The organism is Vibrio sp. D404a (genome assembly GCF_030248535.1).
In the GTDB taxonomy this organism is placed as follows: domain Bacteria; phylum Pseudomonadota; class Gammaproteobacteria; order Enterobacterales; family Vibrionaceae; genus Vibrio.
On sequence record NZ_JAHGAJ010000028.1, the window covers coordinates 61,002 to 81,081 of the forward strand.

The 20,080-nt window shown below is 45.4% G+C and carries 20 protein-coding genes; 15 read left to right on the forward strand and 5 right to left on the reverse strand.

Annotated features, from left to right (window positions below):
- Positions 1-11: 11 nt before the first annotated feature.
- The 3 genes from KI655_RS17355 to KI655_RS17365 all read left to right on the forward strand — a co-directional run bounded on the left by KI655_RS17355 (position 12) and on the right by KI655_RS17365 (position 3,766).
- Positions 12-1,091, forward strand: a complete 1,080-nt coding sequence (locus tag KI655_RS17355) for an AraC family transcriptional regulator (protein WP_285407483.1) — start codon at positions 12-14, stop codon at positions 1,089-1,091.
- A gap of 112 nt (positions 1,092-1,203) precedes the next feature.
- A complete protein-coding gene (locus KI655_RS17360; RefSeq protein ID WP_285407485.1) occupies positions 1,204-1,725 on the forward strand; it encodes a DUF2058 domain-containing protein in 522 nt (173 codons plus the stop codon).
- Between the two features lie 436 nt (positions 1,726-2,161).
- Positions 2,162-3,766: a BCCT family transporter gene (locus KI655_RS17365; protein WP_285407486.1), complete on the forward strand. Its 1,605-nt coding sequence runs from the start codon at positions 2,162-2,164 to the stop codon at positions 3,764-3,766.
- Between the two features lie 217 nt (positions 3,767-3,983).
- Here KI655_RS17365 and KI655_RS17370 read toward each other — a convergent pair whose 3' ends face one another.
- Complete coding sequence (locus KI655_RS17370; RefSeq protein ID WP_285407487.1) at positions 3,984-4,172, reverse strand: hypothetical protein; 189 nt, start codon at positions 4,170-4,172, stop codon at positions 3,984-3,986.
- Between the two features lie 261 nt (positions 4,173-4,433).
- Positions 4,434-5,324, reverse strand: a complete 891-nt coding sequence (locus KI655_RS17375) for a LysR family transcriptional regulator (protein WP_285407489.1) — start codon at positions 5,322-5,324, stop codon at positions 4,434-4,436.
- Positions 5,325-5,444: 120 nt separating this feature from the next.
- Between KI655_RS17375 and KI655_RS17380 the strand changes: the two genes are divergently transcribed.
- Both KI655_RS17380 and KI655_RS17385 read left to right on the forward strand, forming a co-directional pair.
- Positions 5,445-6,419 (forward strand): aldo/keto reductase family oxidoreductase, encoded by a 975-nt coding sequence (locus KI655_RS17380; RefSeq protein WP_285407490.1) that lies wholly within the window; start codon positions 5,445-5,447, stop codon positions 6,417-6,419.
- A 9-nt stretch (positions 6,420-6,428) separates the two neighbouring features.
- Positions 6,429-6,824, forward strand: a complete 396-nt coding sequence (locus tag KI655_RS17385; RefSeq protein WP_285407491.1) for a heme-binding protein — start codon at positions 6,429-6,431, stop codon at positions 6,822-6,824.
- A gap of 105 nt (positions 6,825-6,929) precedes the next feature.
- On the opposite strand, the gene KI655_RS17390 is transcribed toward KI655_RS17385, so the two are convergent.
- Together KI655_RS17390 and KI655_RS17395 are read right to left on the reverse strand one after the other, a co-directional pair.
- Positions 6,930-8,303 carry an L-cystine transporter gene (locus KI655_RS17390; protein ID WP_285407493.1) on the reverse strand — a complete coding sequence of 458 codons (1,374 nt, stop codon included), beginning with the start codon at positions 8,301-8,303 and terminating at the stop codon, positions 6,930-6,932.
- A gap of 185 nt (positions 8,304-8,488) precedes the next feature.
- A complete protein-coding gene (locus KI655_RS17395) occupies positions 8,489-9,184 on the reverse strand; it encodes an NAD(P)H-binding protein (protein WP_285407494.1) in 696 nt (231 codons plus the stop codon).
- A 635-nt stretch (positions 9,185-9,819) separates the two neighbouring features.
- Between KI655_RS17395 and KI655_RS17400 the strand changes: the two genes are divergently transcribed.
- The 10 genes from KI655_RS17400 (at position 9,820) to KI655_RS17445 (ending at position 19,359) form a co-directional block, all read left to right on the forward strand.
- Complete coding sequence (locus tag KI655_RS17400) at positions 9,820-10,431, forward strand: flavin reductase family protein (RefSeq protein ID WP_285407495.1); 612 nt, start codon at positions 9,820-9,822, stop codon at positions 10,429-10,431.
- 156 nt (positions 10,432-10,587) lie between these two features.
- Positions 10,588-11,634, forward strand: a complete 1,047-nt coding sequence (gene cobT, locus KI655_RS17405; protein ID WP_285407497.1) for a nicotinate-nucleotide--dimethylbenzimidazole phosphoribosyltransferase — start codon at positions 10,588-10,590, stop codon at positions 11,632-11,634.
- Entirely contained in the window at positions 11,634-12,443 is an 810-nt protein-coding gene (locus KI655_RS17410; RefSeq protein ID WP_285407498.1) for an adenosylcobinamide-GDP ribazoletransferase, read from the forward strand. Before cobT ends, KI655_RS17410 begins: the two co-directional genes overlap by 1 nt.
- Positions 12,444-12,450: 7 nt before the next feature.
- Positions 12,451-13,002, forward strand: a complete 552-nt coding sequence (cobU, locus tag KI655_RS17415) for a bifunctional adenosylcobinamide kinase/adenosylcobinamide-phosphate guanylyltransferase (protein ID WP_285407500.1) — start codon at positions 12,451-12,453, stop codon at positions 13,000-13,002.
- Between the two features lie 16 nt (positions 13,003-13,018).
- Positions 13,019-13,657, forward strand: coding sequence for a histidine phosphatase family protein (locus tag KI655_RS17420; RefSeq protein ID WP_285407502.1), 639 nt, complete (start codon positions 13,019-13,021; stop codon positions 13,655-13,657).
- Between the two features lie 64 nt (positions 13,658-13,721).
- Positions 13,722-15,518, forward strand: a complete 1,797-nt coding sequence (locus KI655_RS17425) for a M3 family oligoendopeptidase (RefSeq protein WP_285407503.1) — start codon at positions 13,722-13,724, stop codon at positions 15,516-15,518.
- 240 nt (positions 15,519-15,758) lie between these two features.
- Positions 15,759-16,787 (forward strand): succinylglutamate desuccinylase, encoded by a 1,029-nt coding sequence (locus tag KI655_RS17430; RefSeq protein WP_285407505.1) that lies wholly within the window; start codon positions 15,759-15,761, stop codon positions 16,785-16,787.
- 118 nt (positions 16,788-16,905) lie between these two features.
- Entirely contained in the window at positions 16,906-17,901 is a 996-nt protein-coding gene (btuC, locus tag KI655_RS17435; RefSeq protein WP_285407507.1) for a vitamin B12 ABC transporter permease BtuC, read from the forward strand.
- The gene (gene btuD / locus KI655_RS17440) at positions 17,888-18,661 is read left to right on the forward strand and encodes a vitamin B12 ABC transporter ATP-binding protein BtuD (RefSeq protein WP_285407508.1); all 774 of its coding nucleotides are present in this window, start codon (positions 17,888-17,890) and stop codon (positions 18,659-18,661) included. The genes btuC and btuD overlap by 14 nt, the downstream gene beginning before the upstream one ends.
- A gap of 203 nt (positions 18,662-18,864) precedes the next feature.
- On the forward strand, positions 18,865-19,359 hold the full coding sequence (locus KI655_RS17445; protein ID WP_285407509.1) for a GNAT family N-acetyltransferase: 495 nt from the start codon (positions 18,865-18,867) through the stop codon (positions 19,357-19,359).
- Positions 19,360-19,498: 139 nt separating this feature from the next.
- Here the strand turns inward: KI655_RS17445 and KI655_RS17450 are convergent, their stop codons facing one another.
- On the reverse strand, positions 19,499-20,074 hold the full coding sequence (locus tag KI655_RS17450; protein ID WP_285407510.1) for a nucleoside triphosphate pyrophosphohydrolase family protein: 576 nt from the start codon (positions 20,072-20,074) through the stop codon (positions 19,499-19,501).
- Positions 20,075-20,080: the final 6 nt, after the last annotated feature.

Consider the following 20,080-nt stretch of genomic DNA (forward strand, 5'->3'; position numbering starts at 1 on the left):
TGTGGATCACAGTGACAATAAAAAGCGAAGTGTTAGCGGCTTACCAACCGAGCAATGCTCATCAGTTGCTAGGAACGCTTGATATTGCTTTGCTACTCTCCAGTTTGGAATCTCGCGGGTTAGATACCCAATCGCTTCTAGAGCCTTTGGGTTTGAGCGCGCTTGATTGGCAAGATGGCAATGCCCAGTTAAGTTACGCGGATAAACTGGTGGTATTTAAAGCGGTCAACCGCCTGTTGCCCAATGAGGGGTTAGGTCTTTGGCTTGGAGAGCAAGCCACCTTAAGTCATTTTGGTGTGCTGGGATATGTATTGGCAACCAGCGAAAATGTGTTGGAAGCGATAAAAAGTGGTTTTAAGTATCTAAGGTTGAATGGGCCTATCTTTTCGGTTCTTCTGATTCAAGAGTCTGATTCTGTTGATGGCAAAAGCGAGGCCATCATTCGGATTGAAAACACCCTTGAGCTTGGCGAGATGCTCGCCTTTTGCTGTGAGTACTTTTTCAGCTCGATAGTCTCTCTGTTTCACCAATTAACACGGTCACGCTTGTCTATTCATTCACTCAAGCTCTCTTATGCGCAGCCGCTTTACTCTAAAAATGAGCATGGTGATAAGTATCGGCATCGCTTTGATTGTGATGTTGAGTTTGATCATGAGTATTGTGAGTTACGCTTTGACAGTGCGCTACTGTTTGAGTGTTTGCCTAATCACGATGCCGCCACTTTAGAGCGCTACTTGGCATCTTGTCATAACATCATGGCGTCCTTTAGTTCTTCATCTGTTCTCGATAATCAAGTGAGAGCCATGCTTTATAGCGAACCCGGTCAGTTTCCTACGATTGAGCAACTCGCACATGAATTTGGTTGCTCGTCACGCACACTACGCCGTGATCTAGCGAAAGCAGGAACCAATTATCAATCCTTGTTATCTGAGGTTCGTATTGAGCTTGCCAAAGAGCTGCTACTGAATACTGACATGAGTGTCGAAGATATCGGCGAACGTCTTGGGTATAGCGATCCCGCTAATTTCCGCCGCGCATTCAAAATGTGGCTGAAACAAACCCCGGCGCAGTTTCGACGTCGTCTGAATTAGGAACTTAACCAGTTTAGTGACTTATTGCTGTCATAAACCGAGTCGAGGATATAAACAGAACGACAAAAAACAGGTATGATAGGGCCGTTTTTAATCCTGAACTGGGAAAGTCATGGCAAAGTTAACACTCCAAGAGCAGATGCTAAAAGCTGGCTTGGTTAATGAGAAAAAGCTGAAAAAAGCAAAGAAAGGCTCTAAAAAGTCACGTGTTCAAGCTCGCGAAGCGAAAGCTGCAGCGGAAGAGAACCGTCTAGCGCAACAAGCGAAAGACAAAGAACTCAATCAACAAATGAAAGAGAAGCAGCTGAGCAAAGAGATCAAAGCTCAGGTGAAACAGTTGATTGCGATGAATAAGATCGAGCAAAAAGACGGCGAGATCAAATACAACTTTACTGACGGTACCTTGGTTAAGCATCTTTACGTTGAAGATTTGACTCAAAAGCAACTGAGTAAAGGTATTCTTAGTATCGCTCGTGATGGTGAAGGCTATGTGATCATCCCGACCAGCGTTGCGAATAAGATTGCGATGCGTGACGAAGAGTCTATCGTTGATACTCAAGCGGCTTCTGAAGAAGCGGTTGATGAAGATGATCCGTACAAAGACTTTGTCGTACCAGATGATTTGATGTGGTAATTAGGCACTAAGCCTTAAACGATTTAAAAATGCAGTTGCACTCGTAAGAGTCGACTGCATTTTTTTATGCCTCGAGCAAGGTAATCACCGCAAATAGGATGGCATCGTTAACCGTTTATTGGGATGAGTAATAGCCTTACTCTGAGCAAGAAAATTAATTTGTACTCTAACTATTTTTTGAAAAAAGTTACCACTGTTTAGTTCTTTATAATCAGATAGTTATGCTGCACTTGGTGAGTTAGTGCGCAGGCTTTACCAAAAAAGTATTTTATTTTGTGTTATAATACCGCCTTCGGGATTGAGTAAGACGTCATAAGTGATTGATTAGATTCACTTATTTTTACCCCTTATATGGTATGGCGCGCTGATCAAATATTAATTGGATATGGAGTTGGTCCTTATATTCGGATTCTCGGATATGTGTGCATCTTAATTTATGAGTTTTAAGTCAAAAAAATACAGTATAGATTCAACAGATTATCAAGTCGGTCAAGACAACATCAATAAATGGGGCATGGATGTCCACAACACGGTTTTTACTGCTTCTGCAGGCCTGTCAATTCTCTTCATCGTAACCCTTCTTGCTATGGCTCCTGGCGATGCTAAAGCTGCCATCGACGCTGTGAAAGGTGCGGTACTCGCGAACTTCGATTTCCTATTCATGTGGGGCGCGAACCTTTTCCTAATCTTTGCTATTGGTCTAGCTTTCTCTCCGCTAGGTAAGATTCGTCTGGGTGGCGAAAACGCGACTGCGGATTACACAATGGCATCATGGATCGCAATGCTGTTTGCAGCGGGTATGGGTATTGGCCTTATCTTCTGGGGTGTAGCAGAGCCTACGGCCTTCTTTACCAACTGGTTTGGTACACCACTTAACGCAGAACCTTATACTGCAGCGGGTCGTGAAGCGGCATTAGGCGCAACGGTATTCCACTGGGGTCTACATGCTTGGGCTATCTACGGCATGGCAGCACTGTGTCTGGCTTACTTTGTTTACAATAAAGGTCTGCCACTCTCTATGCGTTCGGTATTCTACCCACTACTTGGCGACAAAGTTTGGGGTCGTACGGGCGACGTGATTGATGTGATGACCGTTCTTGTTACCCTGTTTGGTCTAGCAACTTCGCTTGGCCTAGGTGGTACGCAAGCAGCAAGTGGTATCAGCCACGTATTTGGTCTAGAGAACAACTTGTTCCTACAACAGCTGATCATTGTTCTTATCATGGTGTTGGCGATCATCTCTGTACTTCGTGGTATGGACGGTGGTGTAAAACTGCTAAGTAACCTGAACATGGTTATCGCGTTTGTTTTTCTAGGTTTCATCGCGGTTCTAAACTTCACAACGGTACTAGACTCTGTGGCAACTGCAGTGACGGGCTATGTGAAAAATATTATCCCTCTAAGCCAAAACTCTGGTCGTGAAGATACAACTTGGCTACACGGTTGGACAGTATTCTACTGGGCATGGTGGGTAGCATACGCACCGTTCTTCGGTATGTTCGTAGCGCGAATCTCTAAAGGCCGTACGGTTCGTGAGTTCTTGTTGTGTGTTCTTATCATCCCTACGATTGTGACAACCGCTTGGATGTCTATTTTCGGTGGTGTGGCGATCGAACAAGTCATCGATAAAGTGGGTCAACTGGGTATCGATCAAGGTATCGCAGACGTATCACTAAGCCTATTCTACATGCTGGATGCTTACCCAATGGGTAACATTCTGTCGGTTATTGCTGTTGCACTGATCATTGTATTCTTTGTAACGACTCTTGACTCTGGCTCTATCGTTATCGACGGTATGACAGCGGGTGGTAAGCTTGAAGTGCCAGTTCGTCAAAAAGTTATCTGGGCTATCATCTCAGGTGCGATTGCGATGGTTATGCTTTGGATTGGCGGTACTCAGTCAATTCAGGCGCTGCAATCAATCACTATCATTGCGGCACTGCCATTTACACTGATCCTTCTATTGGGTTGTGTGAGTCTGATTAAAGGTCTACTGACTGAAGTAGATCAACCAAAAGTCGCTGCTGATTCAACGAAGTAATGCTTTAAATACGGCGAGATGTTTGTCGCCGTTGCTCAGATAAGCAAAGTAAAAATATGAAAAACGCCCTTGTTGATGCAAGGGCGTTTTTGTTTACTAGCCATATTTTGTTGGACAACTTTCGCTGTTGAGTGAAGTCATGGCTTAAAAAGCGTTTCAGAGTCGAAAGGCGTGAGTTGCGAAAGGTTCGAGTAAGGAAGGGTACTCTTACCGAGGACTACCTTTCTGGAATTCGACTATAGACTTTGCTATCCATTTCTAGGCTTTCAGACGAGAGTTCGGCTAACACACGCTGTTCGTACTGTTCATAGCCATCGAAGCGGCATTCGCCAATCTCATTTCGTGGGCACACGTGTACATGGTGTCTTTCGATTAACTCGGTCGAGCAGAACGGGCAGTATTTCATACATCCTCCTGATGGTACTCATTGTCTTAATGGGTAGTGTCAGTAACGCAAATCCATGTTTCGATTTGATGGCATTTTTAAGTCATAACTTAATTTGGCGATGCGCATTCCAATGCGTACATCGCCACCTTGGCTATCAGAGCATTATTCGAAAAGGAGGACGCAGACGATCACTTGTGTTTGACGAGAAAAGTAACAAAGTGTGTCGTCTGTATAGTGTTGATAAGGGGTCATAGACCTAATGTACTGATAGGTATTGAGTTAGTTGTTTGACTCAAGCTCTTCAAAGTAACTCTGAACAAATTTAACAAAGGCTTTGTGTTTTCTCGCGGGGTAGACCATTTGCGGATAAAACAGGTAAATCGAGTTGCCATGAGCGATACATTCATCAGTGAGTAGTGGTGTGAGAGTGCCTTGTTTTACCTCGTCGGCGACGTAGTAACTGGCGATACGTATAATACCGCTGCCACGCACAGCCTGTTGCTTTAATAGGTGGTTTTCATTGCTCGATAACCATCCTGAAACATGCACATTGCCACTTTTAAATGGCCATTCATGTTGATGTAATGTTGCGAGGCATTGGTGATCTTGAAGATCATCCAATGAACTGGGCGTACCGAATTGATCGAGGTAACTAGGCGCAGCCACTAAGTCATGTTGATAGGAGAGCAGCTTTTTCGCAACCATGTTTTCTGGTGGGGTATTGGTAGCACGAAAGGCAATATCAATGTCTTCTCGATTGAGGTTGTAGGTGGTGTAACTGCTGTTGATTTCGAAATAGATCTCTGGGTATAACGCTTGGAAGCGTTGGCATAAATCTGAGAGAAAAACCTCGGTGAACATCTTAGGTGCAGTAATTCTAAGTACACCTTTAATCGCTTCATGTTCATCCGACACGCTGCGTTCTAGGTCTAGCACTTGAGAACGAATAACCAGCCCCTGAGCAAGCGCACGCTCGCCTTGAAGTGTTAGCCGAACACTGCGTGTGGTGCGCACTAGCAGTGGGCATTCTAAGTCGCTCTCCAAACGCTTTATCTGCTCAGAGAGGTAACTTTTTGAAATACCGAGTCGTTCTGCTGCTTTGGTGAAGTTAAGCTGCTGAGCAAGCTCAACAAACAACATTAACCTTTCAATCCGTTTGTGCTCGTTCATGTATCGTCCTTCATAACTCTTTTGTTCATTATAGCGAACAATCATTTCGGATTCAGGCTATTCTGTTTTTCTCGTAGAACAATATGATTAGGGCTGATTTTATGAATACGAGAATGAATAATGAAAAACGTACTTCCTTTGTCAACACATCTATCAAATGTTAGTGAGATTGCTTACGGCTGTATGGGGCTAGGCGGCGGTTGGAATGACAACCCTGTATCTCAAGATGACGTTTATCAAACACAGAGCATTATTGAGACGGCGATGGCGTTAGGGATTAACCTGTTTGACCATGCTGATATCTATACTTTTTCAAAAGCCGAGCAGGCCTTTGGTCAGGTACTAAAAAGCCAGCCAGAACTGCGCGATCAAATGTTTTTACAGTCGAAATGTGGCATTCGTTTTCAAGGTGAAGGTAACGTTGGACGTTATGATTTCTCTGCGCAATGGGTTCAAAACTCCGTTGAAGGCATTTTAGAACGTTTGAATACTGAGAAGCTGGATGTGCTGTTACTGCACCGTCCAGATCCTCTGATGGAGCTTGATGAGCTAGCGCGCACGCTTCAAGATCTGCAATCGGCAGGTAAAGTATCGCACTTTGGCGTTTCAAATATGAGTGGTCATCAAATCGAGTTCTTACAATCTGCTCTGGATCAGCCATTAGTTGTGAACCAAATGGAAATGAGCCTTGCAAAGCTTGATTGGCTAAACGATGTTGTACTGGTTAACTCACAAGGTTTGAATGAGTCGGATTGGGCTCCGGGCACGCTAGAGTACTGTCGTGCTAAGGGTGTGCAACTTCAAGCTTGGGGCTGTTTAGCACAAGGCCGATTCTCTGAACAAGGTCTGAGCTCAGAGGATGAAAGTGTCCGCGCAACTGCGAAGTACGTGCAGCAGTTGGCTGAGCAATACGGCGTGACAAGTGAAGCGATCGTACTGGCGTTCTTATTACGTCACCCTGCAAATATTCAACCTGTTATTGGCACAACCAACCTAGAGAGAATCCGCGCGAGTGTGGCGGCGACTCAGGTTAATCTGACCCGTGAAGAGTGGTACAACTTATTTGTTTACTCTCGTGGTCAGGCTCTGCCATAGGTGAACATTATGCTGACTTTATTACAAGCACAACAAGCCGTGACTACTGCGATTGAAACAGCCACAAACAATAACCAACAAGTCGCCGTAGCGGTGTGTGATACTCACGGTGAGTTAATCGCATTTGCAAAAATGGATGAGGTGAGTGTGCAAGCGGGCTTACTCGCAAAGAGCAAAGCTTATACCTCAGCGCGTGATCGCCAGCCAAGCGGTAACTTGGGTGAGTGGGCGAGAGTGACAGGCAAAGATATTAGTTACTGGAATGACCCAAACATTACAGGCTTTAAAGGTGGTGTGCCTATCTTGTCTCAAGGTCGTGTTGTTGGGGCGATTGGTATTAGTGGATTGAGTGAAGAAGAGGATGAATCGCTTGCTCAACTGAGTATCTCTGAACTCAGCCTTTAATATTCCAGCTCTCTAAATAAAAACCGATGCAATGACGCATCGGTTTTTTTGTTTTAGCCCAAGTGAGTGTTAGTCACTTATCTTTAGGTAATTCTGTTGTTCAGATTAAGCTTGTGCTTGTTGAAGAGCTTTTTGCTCTTCTTTATTACCCAGAATACGGCTTGTAATTGTACCAGCTGTCATTGCACCAGATACGTTAAGCGCAGTACGAGCCATATCGATAAGTGGCTCGATAGAGATAAGCAGTGCTGCGATAGTCACAGGTAGACCCATAGCTGGCAGTACGATAAGTGCAGCGAAGGTCGCGCCACCGCCGACACCAGCGATACCAAATGAGCTAACAGTGATGATTGCGATTAACGACAGAATGAAATTGATATCCATTGGGTTGATACCCATGGTTGGTGCAACCATAACCGCTAACATAGCAGGGTAGATGCCCGCACAGCCGTTTTGGCCGATTGTCGCACCAAATGATGCAGATAGGTTTGCAATCGCTGGTGGCACATTTAGCTTAGTAATTTGAGCTTCTACGTTAAGTGGAATTGTCGCTGCAGAACTACGAGACGTGAATGCGAACGTCAGTACTGGCCAAATCTTCTGAAAGTACTCTTTCGGGTTAACACCAACAAATGATACCAATACACCGTGTACGACAAACATCAGTAGAATCGCAACGTACGATGCAACGATGAAGCCAAGTAGGCTTAGGATGTCAGATGCACTTGAAGTCGCAACCACTTTTGCCATAAGAGCCGCGATACCGTAAGGCGTTAATGCCATGATCATCTTAACAAGACGCATAACGATAGATTGAGCCGCTTCTACGAAAGTGCGAATTGGAGACTCTAGCTCTTCTTTCTCTGCCATCACTTTACGTGCCGCAATACCAGTTAGCACACCAAAGATAACAACCGCGATGATAGACGTTGAACGAGCGCCAGTGAGATCGGCAAATGGGTTAGTTGGGATAAAGCTTACCAGCATTTGAGGAATCGTTAGATCAGACACGCGGTCAGCACGAGTTTCCAGTGCCGCTAGGCGTGCAGTTTCACGAGCGCCCTCAGTTAGGCCTTCAGCAGACAGACCGAACGCCTGCGTTACCATGATACCGATAATCGCAGAAATAGCTGTGGTTGCCAGCAGTACAGAGATAGTGATGCCTGAGATTTTACCCAGTGAACCGCCTTTCTCTAGTTTCACAACCGCTGCGATCATTGAAACTAGTACTAATGGCATGATCACCATTTTAAGCAGCCCAACGTAACCGCGGCCAACAATGTTCACCCAGTCTAATGTCTCTTTAATGATTGGGTTGCCTTCGCCAAACAGCAGTTGCAGACCTAAGCCAAAGCCACTACCGAAAACAAGACCAAGTAATACTAAGCGTGAAAGGGTGTGTTCTTTCTTCTGCTGTCCGTAGAGAAAAAAGAGAATACCAGTGAATACCGCTAAGGCAGCGATAGCAGGGAATGACATTTAATTTCCTTATGAATTACTTCAAAATAATTGAATGCCTAGATATATAGGCATGAGTACTGTTAGCTAAAATAACGTTCTGTAACAAAACGTAAAATAAGGAAAAGTAATTTGATAGATCGATTCGTAATATCCATCAAATAGATTGATGAGATATTCAACATTGTGATGAATCAGTAGCCTTTTTAGCGGTATTTCGCCAATAAATTAAGCATTTCACTCGAACTGTAAATTTCGACATTTTTGAAATTATTTTCGAATAATTTATAGAGCATCGCTTTAGCTACGGATTTTGAGTCGATTGGGCGTAGGTTTTTTAAACTGCCAACCATAAAAGGTTTGAAGATTGGTGAGAGGGCTTGAAGAAACTTTTCGTCGGTTCTTGGTTGTTTTCTTGTGCCAAGTAGAGGCCCAGGGCGAGCTATGAAAAGCTGCTTAAAACCCATTCGAAGAAGGTTTTGCTCCATCTGCCCCTTGCACTTTAGGTAATGAGAATATGAGGTGGTCGATGCACCATAGCTCGACACCACAGCAACTCGTTCAACACCCAAGAACTTCATGGTCTGAGCCACATGAGTGACTAATTCAACATCGATTTTGCGTAATGCCGCTTTTGAACCTGCTTGCTTGATGGTTGTACCTAGGCAAATAACACCAAGGGTTGGTCTTGGGTTGTTGTCATCCCAATTGGTCACATTGAGATCACCGTTGATGATTTGAACCAACTTAGCGGGTTTTGGCTCTGTGTTGATTGATGAACGTGATAAGGCGTAAACCGTCTGCACTGCAGGTTCATTGAGCAATTGATCTAACACATGGCCGCCAATCAAACCTGTCGCGCCTGCAACAATGACAGAAGAGTTGTCACCTTGAATGGACATGTGTACTCCTTACAAAAGAATGATCGATACTCAATTAGCCCCTGAAGCATTGAGCCGTGGACAGTGAAATGCTTGTGTCTGATATTTAGTTTTGGATCAATCTACGCATAAGATCCAGAAAAAACCGTGAGGGTTTCAACAAATTATTCATATTTACAGTGATTTGGCGTGAAAAAACAAAAGCCCGCGGGGAGCGGGCTTTCTGGCTTGCGTTGGAGACAAACGCTTACCTAAGTGAAGGAGAGTGGGATTTTCTTCACTTTTTTGCTTTGTTTTGCAGATTTATTCGGTTTTCTTCTACTTTGGTTAGCGAACATGGAGACCTCCTAAATCTTATATTTCTAATTGTGCACCTCAACTTTCGTTCCTTGAAGGCCGTACACTTGGCTTTTCATAGTGAGTGACTTAAAGCACTTTAATAGAAGCATAACTGATGCCAACTTTTAAGTTGTTGATTTTATTAGAATGCGATCTGGAATGGTGGGCTCTTATTCAAATTGACATTCAAAATGAGATTTTTAAGCCTTTTTTGGTCAATTCGACAGCAAAGTCTGACTGAAAGGTGACTTATCGATAGATAGATCACGAGATAGCAAGTACACTAATTCGAACTTTGTCTTAGCCAAGGATGTGCGATGAACCTCAAGTTCGATACTCTCTCTCCAAATGAAATCTACCATCTGATGACTCAAACGGTTGTGCCACGACCTATTGCTTGGGCGCTGACTGAATCTAAGGGTGGTGTATATAACCTTGCCCCATTCTCTTACTTCACCCCAGTGTCGAGCCAGCCACCGTTGTTGATGCTTTCTGTTGGTAAAAAACCAACGGGCGAAATCAAAGATACCGCGAAAAACGCCATAGAAACCGGTAAGTTAGTCATTCATATTGCTTCTGAATCATCCGCTGAAGAGATGACAGCAACAGCTGCGACGTTAGAGCATGAGCAATCGGAAGTGCAAGCGAATGACATTGAACTGGTTGAGTTTGAAGGCTTTGACCTGCCTCGCGTTAAGTCTTGCTCTGTGGCATTTGGTTGTACCTTATTCGAGGTAAAAGAGGTGGGAGATGTGCCTCAGAGTTTACTGTTTGCCAAGGTAGAGGCGGTTTATATCGCAGAGGATGTGATTGATAGCAGCAGTGAACGTTTGAAAATCGACGCATTGGCACTTAACCCGCTGTCACGTCTTGGCGGTGGTGAGTATGCAACACTCTCGAACGTATTTTCGGTCGCGCGTCCAAAATAATCTCGGGCTGAGTCGGTGATTGGCTCAGCTTCTATCTCCTGTTTTTATCGGTAATGTTCCGGATCGTTTGTTCTTGCTTTCTATATTGCATGTAAGAGCAGTGGCTTACGATAAGTTATTGATAATAAAGTCATCGGCACTAAAAAATTTATCATTATGTTAGACACCCAGCACACCGCGTTTATCCAAAATCGAATTGATCAAAAAACCAAGCCACTTGGCGCATTAGGCCTTTTAGAGACCACCGCTTTTCAACTGGCTCTTATTCAAAGTCAGCAGAGCGAGAGCCCCGTCGAAAGAATTACAATCAACAAACCATCGATGTTCGTTTTTGCAGGCGACCATGGCATTGCGGATGAAGGCGTGAGCATTGCACCGAGTGCGGTGACTCAACAGATGGTGTTGAACTTTGTCCATGGCGGAGCCGCAATCAACTGCTTCTGTCGCTTGAATGATATCCACTTAACCGTGGTCGATACCGGAATCCTTGAAGCTATTGATATAGAGAGAATCGAAGGTATCGACAGCGAACGACTTGTCTCTCAACGATTAGGCAGCGGCACTCATAACTTCAACCTACAAGCGGCGATGTCGGCTGAACAGGTAAAGCAAGGGTTAAGTTATGGGCAATCTCTGATTGAGAAACGAATTACCGGAGGAAGCAACCTTGTGATGTTCGGTGAGATGGGTATTGGTAACACCAGTAGTGCTTCTGCGCTGTTAAGTGCGCTTACTGGCTTAGATTGCAAGGAGTGTGTGGGCTTAGGGACGGGCATTGATGACGCTCAGCTAAAGCATAAACAACAAGTTGTCGCGAATGGCGTCAGCCGCTGCAAAGGCAAAAGCGTTGAAGATGTTTTAGCTGAAGTGGGCGGATTTGAAATTGTACAAATGGTTGGTGGCTTTATCGGGGCAGCAAGAATGCAAACACCGGTACTGGTCGATGGCTTTATTGTCTCAGTTGCCGCTTACGTTGCGACCTTAATTGAACCACAGTGTCGCGACTACATGTTGTTTGCTCATAAATCGCAAGAGTATGCGCATCAATATGTGTTGCGAGAGCTTAACGCTGAACCAATGCTCGACTTAGGTTTAAGGCTTGGGGAGGGAACCGGTGCTGCTCTTGCTCTGCCTTTGGTTAGAGCAGCTGCAGAATTTTACAACGATATGGCCAGTTTTGAGAGTGCAGGGGTGACCGTGTAATGACTCAACCAGAAACCAGCAGCGGTATGAAATATCAGTGGCAGTTGTTTCTATTGGCGCTTGGCTTTTTTTCACGACTACCTGTACCACACGACACGCCATATTCTGAAGAGCGTATGAATAGAGCAGGGCGCTATTTCTCCACGGTGGGTATTCTGCTTGGCTTGTTGTGCGCGTCTGTGTATGTGCTGTTGAGTTGGGTATTGCCCGCTGAGGTTGCGTTAGTGCTGATGATGGTATTCAGCCTATTGTTAACGGGAGCGTTTCACGAAGATGGCTTAACAGACATGGCTGATGGCATTGGTGGCGGCATGACGGTGGAAAGACGCCTAACCATTATGAAAGACAGCCGCATCGGTACTTACGGCGCATCAGCGTTGATCATGGCGCTTTTAGGGAAGTGGGTCTTTTTAAGCGAACTTATCAATCAAACCACTGCGAGTGATCTGTTCATGATCTTAGTCGCGGCGTATGCGTTTAGCCGAGCCATTGCGGCTTCACTTATCTACGATATGCCGTATGTCAGTGATCCAGATACCAGTAAAAGTAAGCCACTTGCCAATAAACAGACACATTCTGAAACTCTGTTTTTGATTGGTGTTGGTTTGATTCCGAGCCTTTGGTTTGGGATTGAGTGGAGTTTTGTTTTGCTCGTCAGTGGCTCTATCGTGAGGACGCTACTTAAACGCTGGTTAATCAAGCGCATTGGCGGTTTCACGGGAGACTGCTTAGGCGCAGCACAGCAACTGGTCGAGCTCTCGACTTATCTACTCTTTATTGTTGCCTTCTATAACGGCCTGCTTGGGTGAGTCCTGAATGACAAAGCATGAAAAAACAACGCATTTGATTCTAGGCGGTGCACGCTCGGGCAAGTCCAGCTTTGCTGAGAAACAGGTTATTGAACAAGCAAATACCAGCAAACGTAAACTGCATTATATCGCCACCGCAATCAGTTTCGACCCAGAGATGGAAGCACGTATCAAGCACCATCAGCAGAGACGTGATGAACAGTGGAATGAGCACGAAGCACCACTGGAACTTGCTAAGATGCTGCGTGATTTAAACGAATCTGATGTTGCCTTGGTTGATTGCTTAACACTGTGGCTCAACAACGTTATTTATGAGCTTGGTGAGCAGGCGACCAATGAGCAAGTCGAGCTGTGGATTCAGGAGCTTGTTGAGGCGGTCGAAGCTAGCCCTGCCAACATCACAATGGTGTCCAATGAAGTTGGGCTAGGGGTTGTTCCTATGGGGCAAGTGTCTCGTTTATTTGTCGACAATGCTGGCAGAATGAACCAAGCCCTCGCGAAAGTGGCAAACCAAGTGACTTTCATCGCTGCGGGCTTACCCATGGTTCTCAAAAACTAAGGCTAGCGGATTAACATTGAATAAGATACGCACCAAGCATATTTATCTCGTTCGCCACGGCAAAGTACTCGGCGAGGCAGCGTTGAATGGCCACGCTGACGTGTTGGTGGACGATGCACTTCAAGACCAAATTTGTGCGTCGATCACCGCGCTTCCGATCAGGCTTAATGCGGTTGCAACTTCACCGCTGCGCCGCTGTCATGATTTAGCCGTTCGAGTCGCCACTACACAATTGCTGCCGTTAGACAGCATCAGTGAATTGCAGGAGATGAACTTCGGTGATGTCGATGGCGTTCCATTCGATCTCCTCAGTGAACAGTGGGAGAGTTTGGAGTCGTTTTGGCAAGATCCGGCAAGTCACCAATTAACTGGAGCGGAAAGTTTACAGTCGTTCCACCAACGCGTTATTCAAGGTTGGTCGCAACTTATCAGTAGCGCCCATGACAATACATTGCTGGTTACGCATGGTGGCGTAATCCGAGTGATTTTGGCGCATTGCCTCGACATGGATTGGAAAAAGCCGACGCTCTATTCCAACTTAGCGATAGGTAATGCGTCTCTGACACACATTCAAATCACACAAACAGACAATAATTACATCAGTGTGAAGGTGATTGGGCAGCCGCTCTTAGGCCTCAAATACACCAACCAGTGAGCACTGGGAAATCAATTTTTACCATTTTATCGATAGAACATCGCACAGAATAAGGACAGAACTCATGACAACGCCAAGTTGGGATTTGAGCATTGCATATCGCGGATTAGACGATTCAAAGATTGAACAAGATATCGAATTGATCGAGCAGTGTATCGAACTGCTTTACCTGCATGTAGAGAAGCGTGACACGGTCATCGCGATGCAGAATGCGATTCAAACATCTGAAGCCGCAGGCACGCTACTCGGAACCATTCACACTTTCGCTAACTGTCACGCATCTGTGGATGCAACCCATACCGAAGCGAAACAATTATTAGGCCGAGTGGCGAAATTGAACTCTGAAATGTCTCAAGCCTTTAGCCCTTATGAAGACACTCTGGTTCATGCCGATGTTGAGTTTATTACTAAGGTGTTAGACCACGCGAGCCCAGACGTTGCAGGCCAAGGTTTTGCTATTGAAAGCTCTCGCAAGCTTGCGGCTACACGCCTGAGTGTTGCTGAAGAACAGCTACTAGCAGCGATGGAAGTTGATGGTCGTGACGGCTGGGGACGTCTTTACGACAACTTGACCGGTTCATTGAAACTGTCGCTGAAGTTGAAAGGCGAAGACGAAGAGCTTGGTTTCTCACAAGCGGCGAGCCTTCTCTATGGCAGTGAGTTTGATAAACAAGAGCCTGCATGGCGCGCGGTACAAAGTGCGATGGCAACACATCAAGAATCCTTTGCGTCGATCTTGAACGCATTGGCAGGTTGGCGTCTGACTGAGAACAAGAAACGCTCGAAAATCTGCGATGTGCATTTTTTAGCGCCAAGCTTACATGGCAGCCGCATCGTTCCTGAGACCTTAGACACCATGATGGCGACAGCGAAAGCCAATCGCACCGTGGGGCAAAAGGCAGGCTTATTAATGGCAAGAGTTCACGGCCTCGACGAAATGAAGCCTTGGAACCACCTTGCAGCAATGCCACCGCTTGGTGAGGCAGAATCTAAGGTTTATCCATTTGATGAAGCCATCGATGTGATTAAGACGGCTTTTGCAGAAGTGAACCCTGAGATGGCTCAGTTCGTTGATCTAATGGTCGAGAATGGCTGGATTGATGCTGCGCCTGCGCCAAATAAACGTCTGGGTGCTTACTGTACCAAGTTTGCTGCGACGCGTTCACCATTGGTATTTATGACTTGGAGTGGTAGCCGTTCAGACCTTATGACATTGGCTCATGAGCTAGGCCATGCGTTCCACAACTGGGTAATGCGTGACATGCCACTGTGTCAAACTCGCTACCCGATGACCTTGGCAGAAACGGCGTCGATTTTTGCAGAGAATATTGTTCGCGACCATCTGTTGCAACAAGCACAAACTCGCGACGAGAAACTAGAAATGCTTTGGGAAGAGCTCTCTTCTTCATTGGCTCTGATGATCAATATCCCAGTGCGCTTTGAGTTTGAAAAATCTTTCTATGAGCAGCGCGAAAAAGGCGAACTTACTGCCAAGCAACTGTGTGAGTTAATGGAGAAAACTTGGAAAGAGTGGTACGGCGATGCAATGAGCGAAGCCGACCCTTACTTCTGGGCGAGTAAGCTTCACTTCAGTATTGCTCAGGTAAGCTTCTACAACTATCCATATCTGTTTGGTTACCTGTTCAGCAAGGGCGTGTACGCACAGCGCGATGTGAAGGGCGAGAGTTTCTATGGTGATTATGTATCGCTGCTTCGCGACACCGGCAGCATGATGGCAGAAGATGTTGTTGCTAAACACCTTGGTATGGATCTGAAAGAAGCGGATTTCTGGCAGCAGAGTATCGACATGGTTTCTGCGCAAATTGACGAGTTTGAAAGATTACTCAATCAGGAAGATTAATTGATCTTAATCGGTTCATACTCAATAAGAGCTGTGTTAGCTTACACGGCTCTTATCTGATTGATATAGCTTAAAAACCTCGTAAGGTTTAATTCTCCCTGCTATAGACAGGGCCAATACAACTATTTATGGGCAGTATTTGTGAGTGATAACGGAGTTTCTGTTGATAAGTGCGATCATAGCAACACAATTTCTTTGTACAATTTATTAACATACGGCCGTGCAATTAAGGAGTAGCGCATGACGAAATCTCTCTTTCGCCAATCATTTCTTTTGGACAGCCTAGATCTTGAACAAGAAGTGCTTGCAGGACAAACCGTACTAAGTAACGGAGTACAACTAAAAGTTCATCAACGTGGTGTTTTTGAAGTTATTCCCGCGAACTACGATCAACAGACAAAAAACATCATTTTCTCGACGGGCGTTCATGGTGATGAAACCGCACCAATGGAGCTGGTTGATAAGCTAGTCGAAGACATTGAAACAGGTTTCCAAAAAGTAAACGCTCGTTGTCTTTTCATCATCGCTCACCCTGAAGCGACTAACGCTCATACACGTTTTCTTGACGTGAACATGAACCGTTTGTTTGATGACAAAGAGTATGAAAGCAATCGCGAAAGTGAGATTGCGAAAAAGCTCAAGTATTTGGTGACAGAGTTCTACCAAGACACTGATCCAGCGACGCGTTGGCACTTGGACCTTCACTGCGCTATTCGTTTATCTAAACACTACTCGTTTGCAGTGAGCCCTAAAGTTCGTCACCCTGTTCGTGGGCAAGAGCTGATCGAGTTCATCAATAGTGCGCATGTTGAAGCACTGCTGCTCTCTAACTCACCTTCGAGCACTTTCAGTTGGTACAGTGCCGAGAACTTTGAAGCTCAAGCTTTGACGATGGAATTGGGACAAGTAGCACGAGTTGGCGAAAACCAGTTAGATAAGCTGACAGCATTCGATCTTGCGATGCGTAACCTGATTGCAGAAGCGATTCCTGAACACCTACCGAAAAAGACCATCACTTATCGTGTGAGCCGTACCATTGTGCGTCTACATGATGATTTTGATTTTATGTTCTCAGACTCGGTGGAGAACTTTACCGCCTTTAAACACGGTGAAGTTTTTGGTCACGATGGCGATAAGCCACTGATGGCTAAGAATGAGAATGAGGCTGTGGTGTTCCCAAACCGTCATGTGGCGATTGGGCAACGAGCGGCATTGATGGTTTGTGAGGTTGAAACTCGCTTTGATCATGGACAACTGGTTTACGATTAATCGACAGCGATAATTCACGTCAACCGATTGATATAACAAGGTTCGCAAGCGATTGTGAACCTTGTGTTTATTTGGGGATACAGGTAAGGTTACGCGAACTTAGTTAAAGTAGCTTGATATGGATTTCCAACACCTTATTCAACAAAAACAACGACGCTGGACCCGTGCGATTTATCTGATGATCGCCGTGCTGTTCGTTCTTAGCGGCATCTATCTGATGGTCGGCGATCTCTTTATTTCCCCGTTGAATACGCTCTCTCCACTCGAAGAAAAGCTACTTGTCGATTTAAGATTGCCACGTCTATTGGCAGCCATTGCCATTGGCGCTGCGTTAGCGGTATCTGGAGCGAGCCTACAGGTACTTTTGGGCAACGTACTGGCTGAGCCCGGAGTCTTAGGTATTTCCGGTGGTGCTAGCCTTGCTATGGTTGTCGTCCTGTTCTTCTTACCGTTCGCACCAACACCAGAGCTGTTTATGATTGCAGCTATCGTTGGGTCGCTCTGTTTTACTTTACTGCTGGTGGGTATGGTGCGAGCCATGCGCTTGACCACCGCAAAACTCTTGTTGATTGGTGTGGCACTCGGCATCTTATCCGGAGCTATGGTGACATGGGCATTCTACTTCAGTGATGACCTTAGCCTAAGGCAGCTTATGTACTGGCTCATGGGCAGTCTTGGTGGTGTTGCGTGGTATCAGCACTCGCTAACCTTGGTGATGATCCCAGTCGTTATCTGGCTGTGCCTACAAGGCAGGAAGCTTGATAAGTTGATGATAGGGGAAGTGCATGCTGCGCAGCTTGGAATCAACGTACCCGCGCTGCGGTGGCGTCTGATTTTCGCTGTCTCGATCCTTGTCGGTTGTGCTGTCGCTCTTGGTGGGGTTATCAGCTTTGTCGGCTTAGTTGTCCCGCACTTATTACGCCTTGCGATAGGCACTGACAACCGATATCTGCTTCCACTCTCGGCAGTATCTGGCGCTGCTCTATTGGTGTTTGCAGATATCTGCGCTCGTACACTACTTGATTCTGCTGAATTGCCGCTAGGTGTTATGACAACTACGATTGGTGCGCCAATCTTTATTTGGATGTTGGTGAAGAATCATGATTCAAATTAAAAGCTTAAGTGTTGGTTCAAGGCTGCTTCCTCTCTCGTTTGATCTTAAGCCGGGGCAGATCACTCATGTGATTGGCCCAAATGGCAGCGGTAAAAGTACGCTGTTGGAAGCGATATCTGGTATTGGTGACAGCTATACGGGAGACGTTGTGCTTGGTGATAAGCCGCTGTCTAGCTTTACCCTGCAAGACTTGTCCATTCAGCGCGCTTATTTGAGTCAGAGTGCGAGGCCAGCTTTCAATCTTGAAGTGTTTCAGTTTCTTGCTCTGTCACTGCCAAGCTCTGCTGAGACCCAAGGTTCTGCAAAAGACGGTGGCTTGGTTACGCAGGTACTCAATGAAATCAGTAATATGCTGGAGATAAGCGACAAGCTACATCGCTCCATTCAAACTCTCTCTGGTGGTGAGTGGCAACGCGTACGATTAGCGGGAATGTGTTTACAAATCTGGCCTTCGCTCAACCCTTACTCCAAGCTGTTGATCTTGGATGAGCCTGCTGCACCACTCGACATAGGACAGGAAGCTCTGCTTTATAAGTTGATTGAACGAGTGGCCGCGCAAGGTATTTCCGTGTTGATGGCGAACCACGATTTGAATCGAACGTTAAGGCACGCTGATCAAGTCTTGTTGTTGGACAAAGGGGTACTTCAACATATTGGTCGTGCACAAGAAGTGATGGTTCCGCAGCAGCTTGAGCAGGTATTTAAGACGCAGATTAAAAGCATCTCTGTCGACGACGATACTTACTTACTGTTTCAATAACGCCATTCTTTACCTAAAACAGCGCGTTATTTGGCGCGTCTAACTTCTTTTGTTGATAAAACCCTCAAAATAGAGGCTTTTACTGCCTAACTTATTAATTTAATTATTTTTCTTCTGGGCTGTTGTTATTTAACGCTTTTTTGTTACTGTGAAAGGAACAGTAATTAGAGTGATAAAACAACATGAACTAAGAAGGAAATGAAATGGAAATAAAAGTAAGACGCACAGAACCGAGTGATGCAAGAAGTGTTAAAGAGATCTTTGAGTGCCCAAACGCGTTTCGTGGCACCCTGCAACTCCCACACCCTTCGCTTGACCTCTGGGAGAAGCGTCTCACCCATGTTCCAGAGCATGTCTATTCTTACGTCGCGTTGTACCAAGGTGAAGTCATTGGAAACCTTGGCTTAGAGGTCTGTGTTAACCCGAGACGTCGACACGTTGCCTCTTTAGGTATGGGTGTTAAGGATAACTATGCAGGTAAAGGTGTTGGTAGCGCGTTATTGCAAACTGCCGTCGATCTTTGTGATAACTGGATTAACATTAAGCGCCTAGAATTGACGGTGTATACCGACAACGAACAAGCGATCAATCTGTATAAGAAGTTTGGATTTCAAATTGAAGGCGAGTCAGCGGCATTTGCATTTCGTGATGGCGAATATGTTGCGGTCTATCATATGGCCAGAATTAAGACTAGCTAAAGTAAATATTCTACTTTATTGATGATCAACTTAAACGAATGCAGTTAGTCCGCGATAAAAAAAGCGCCTCAGATTAGAAACCTGAGGCGCTTTTATTTTTGTTCTTACAAGTGGCTTAAGCTAATAATCTAACAAGTAATTAAGCCGTTAGTGGCGCAAGATCTGCTGGGCGGTAGTAAACCGACTTAAGAACCTTACCTTGGCGAATGGTTTTCTCTTCTGAGACGAAGTCTTCAGCACATTTTGCAATGATGTAGTCACCTTTTTGAACAGCCATCAATTTGATGTTCTGCTCTGCGTAGAACGCTTCTGTTTCCGCATACTCTTTCTCGTTGCGGCACACCTTGCTCATGTTGCTAGAGTGTACTTCGTCCCAGCATGGTAGGAACTCAATTGCGCGGTTCTTAGCAACGTTTAATAGAAGATCAATTAGGTAGCTGATCGCTAGGTTGTCTTCAACTTTGTCTTGGCCCATGTGGACTAAACGACCCATTAATACATAGACGCTGTCTACGATTGCATCGGCTTGTTCTGTTTTTGAATCTGATTCAGCAAGTTCAGTCAGCTCTTCGATAGCCAGAGAAGTGTGTAGAGTGTCGCCTTTGTCGTCCATTGTTCCTGGTGCAGCAACAGGAAGGTCGAAGGTGCTACGGAACTCTTTAATATCGCGGTAAAGGTGATCGAAGATGGTTTGGTTTAGTTGAGAAAGGGTCATATTCCT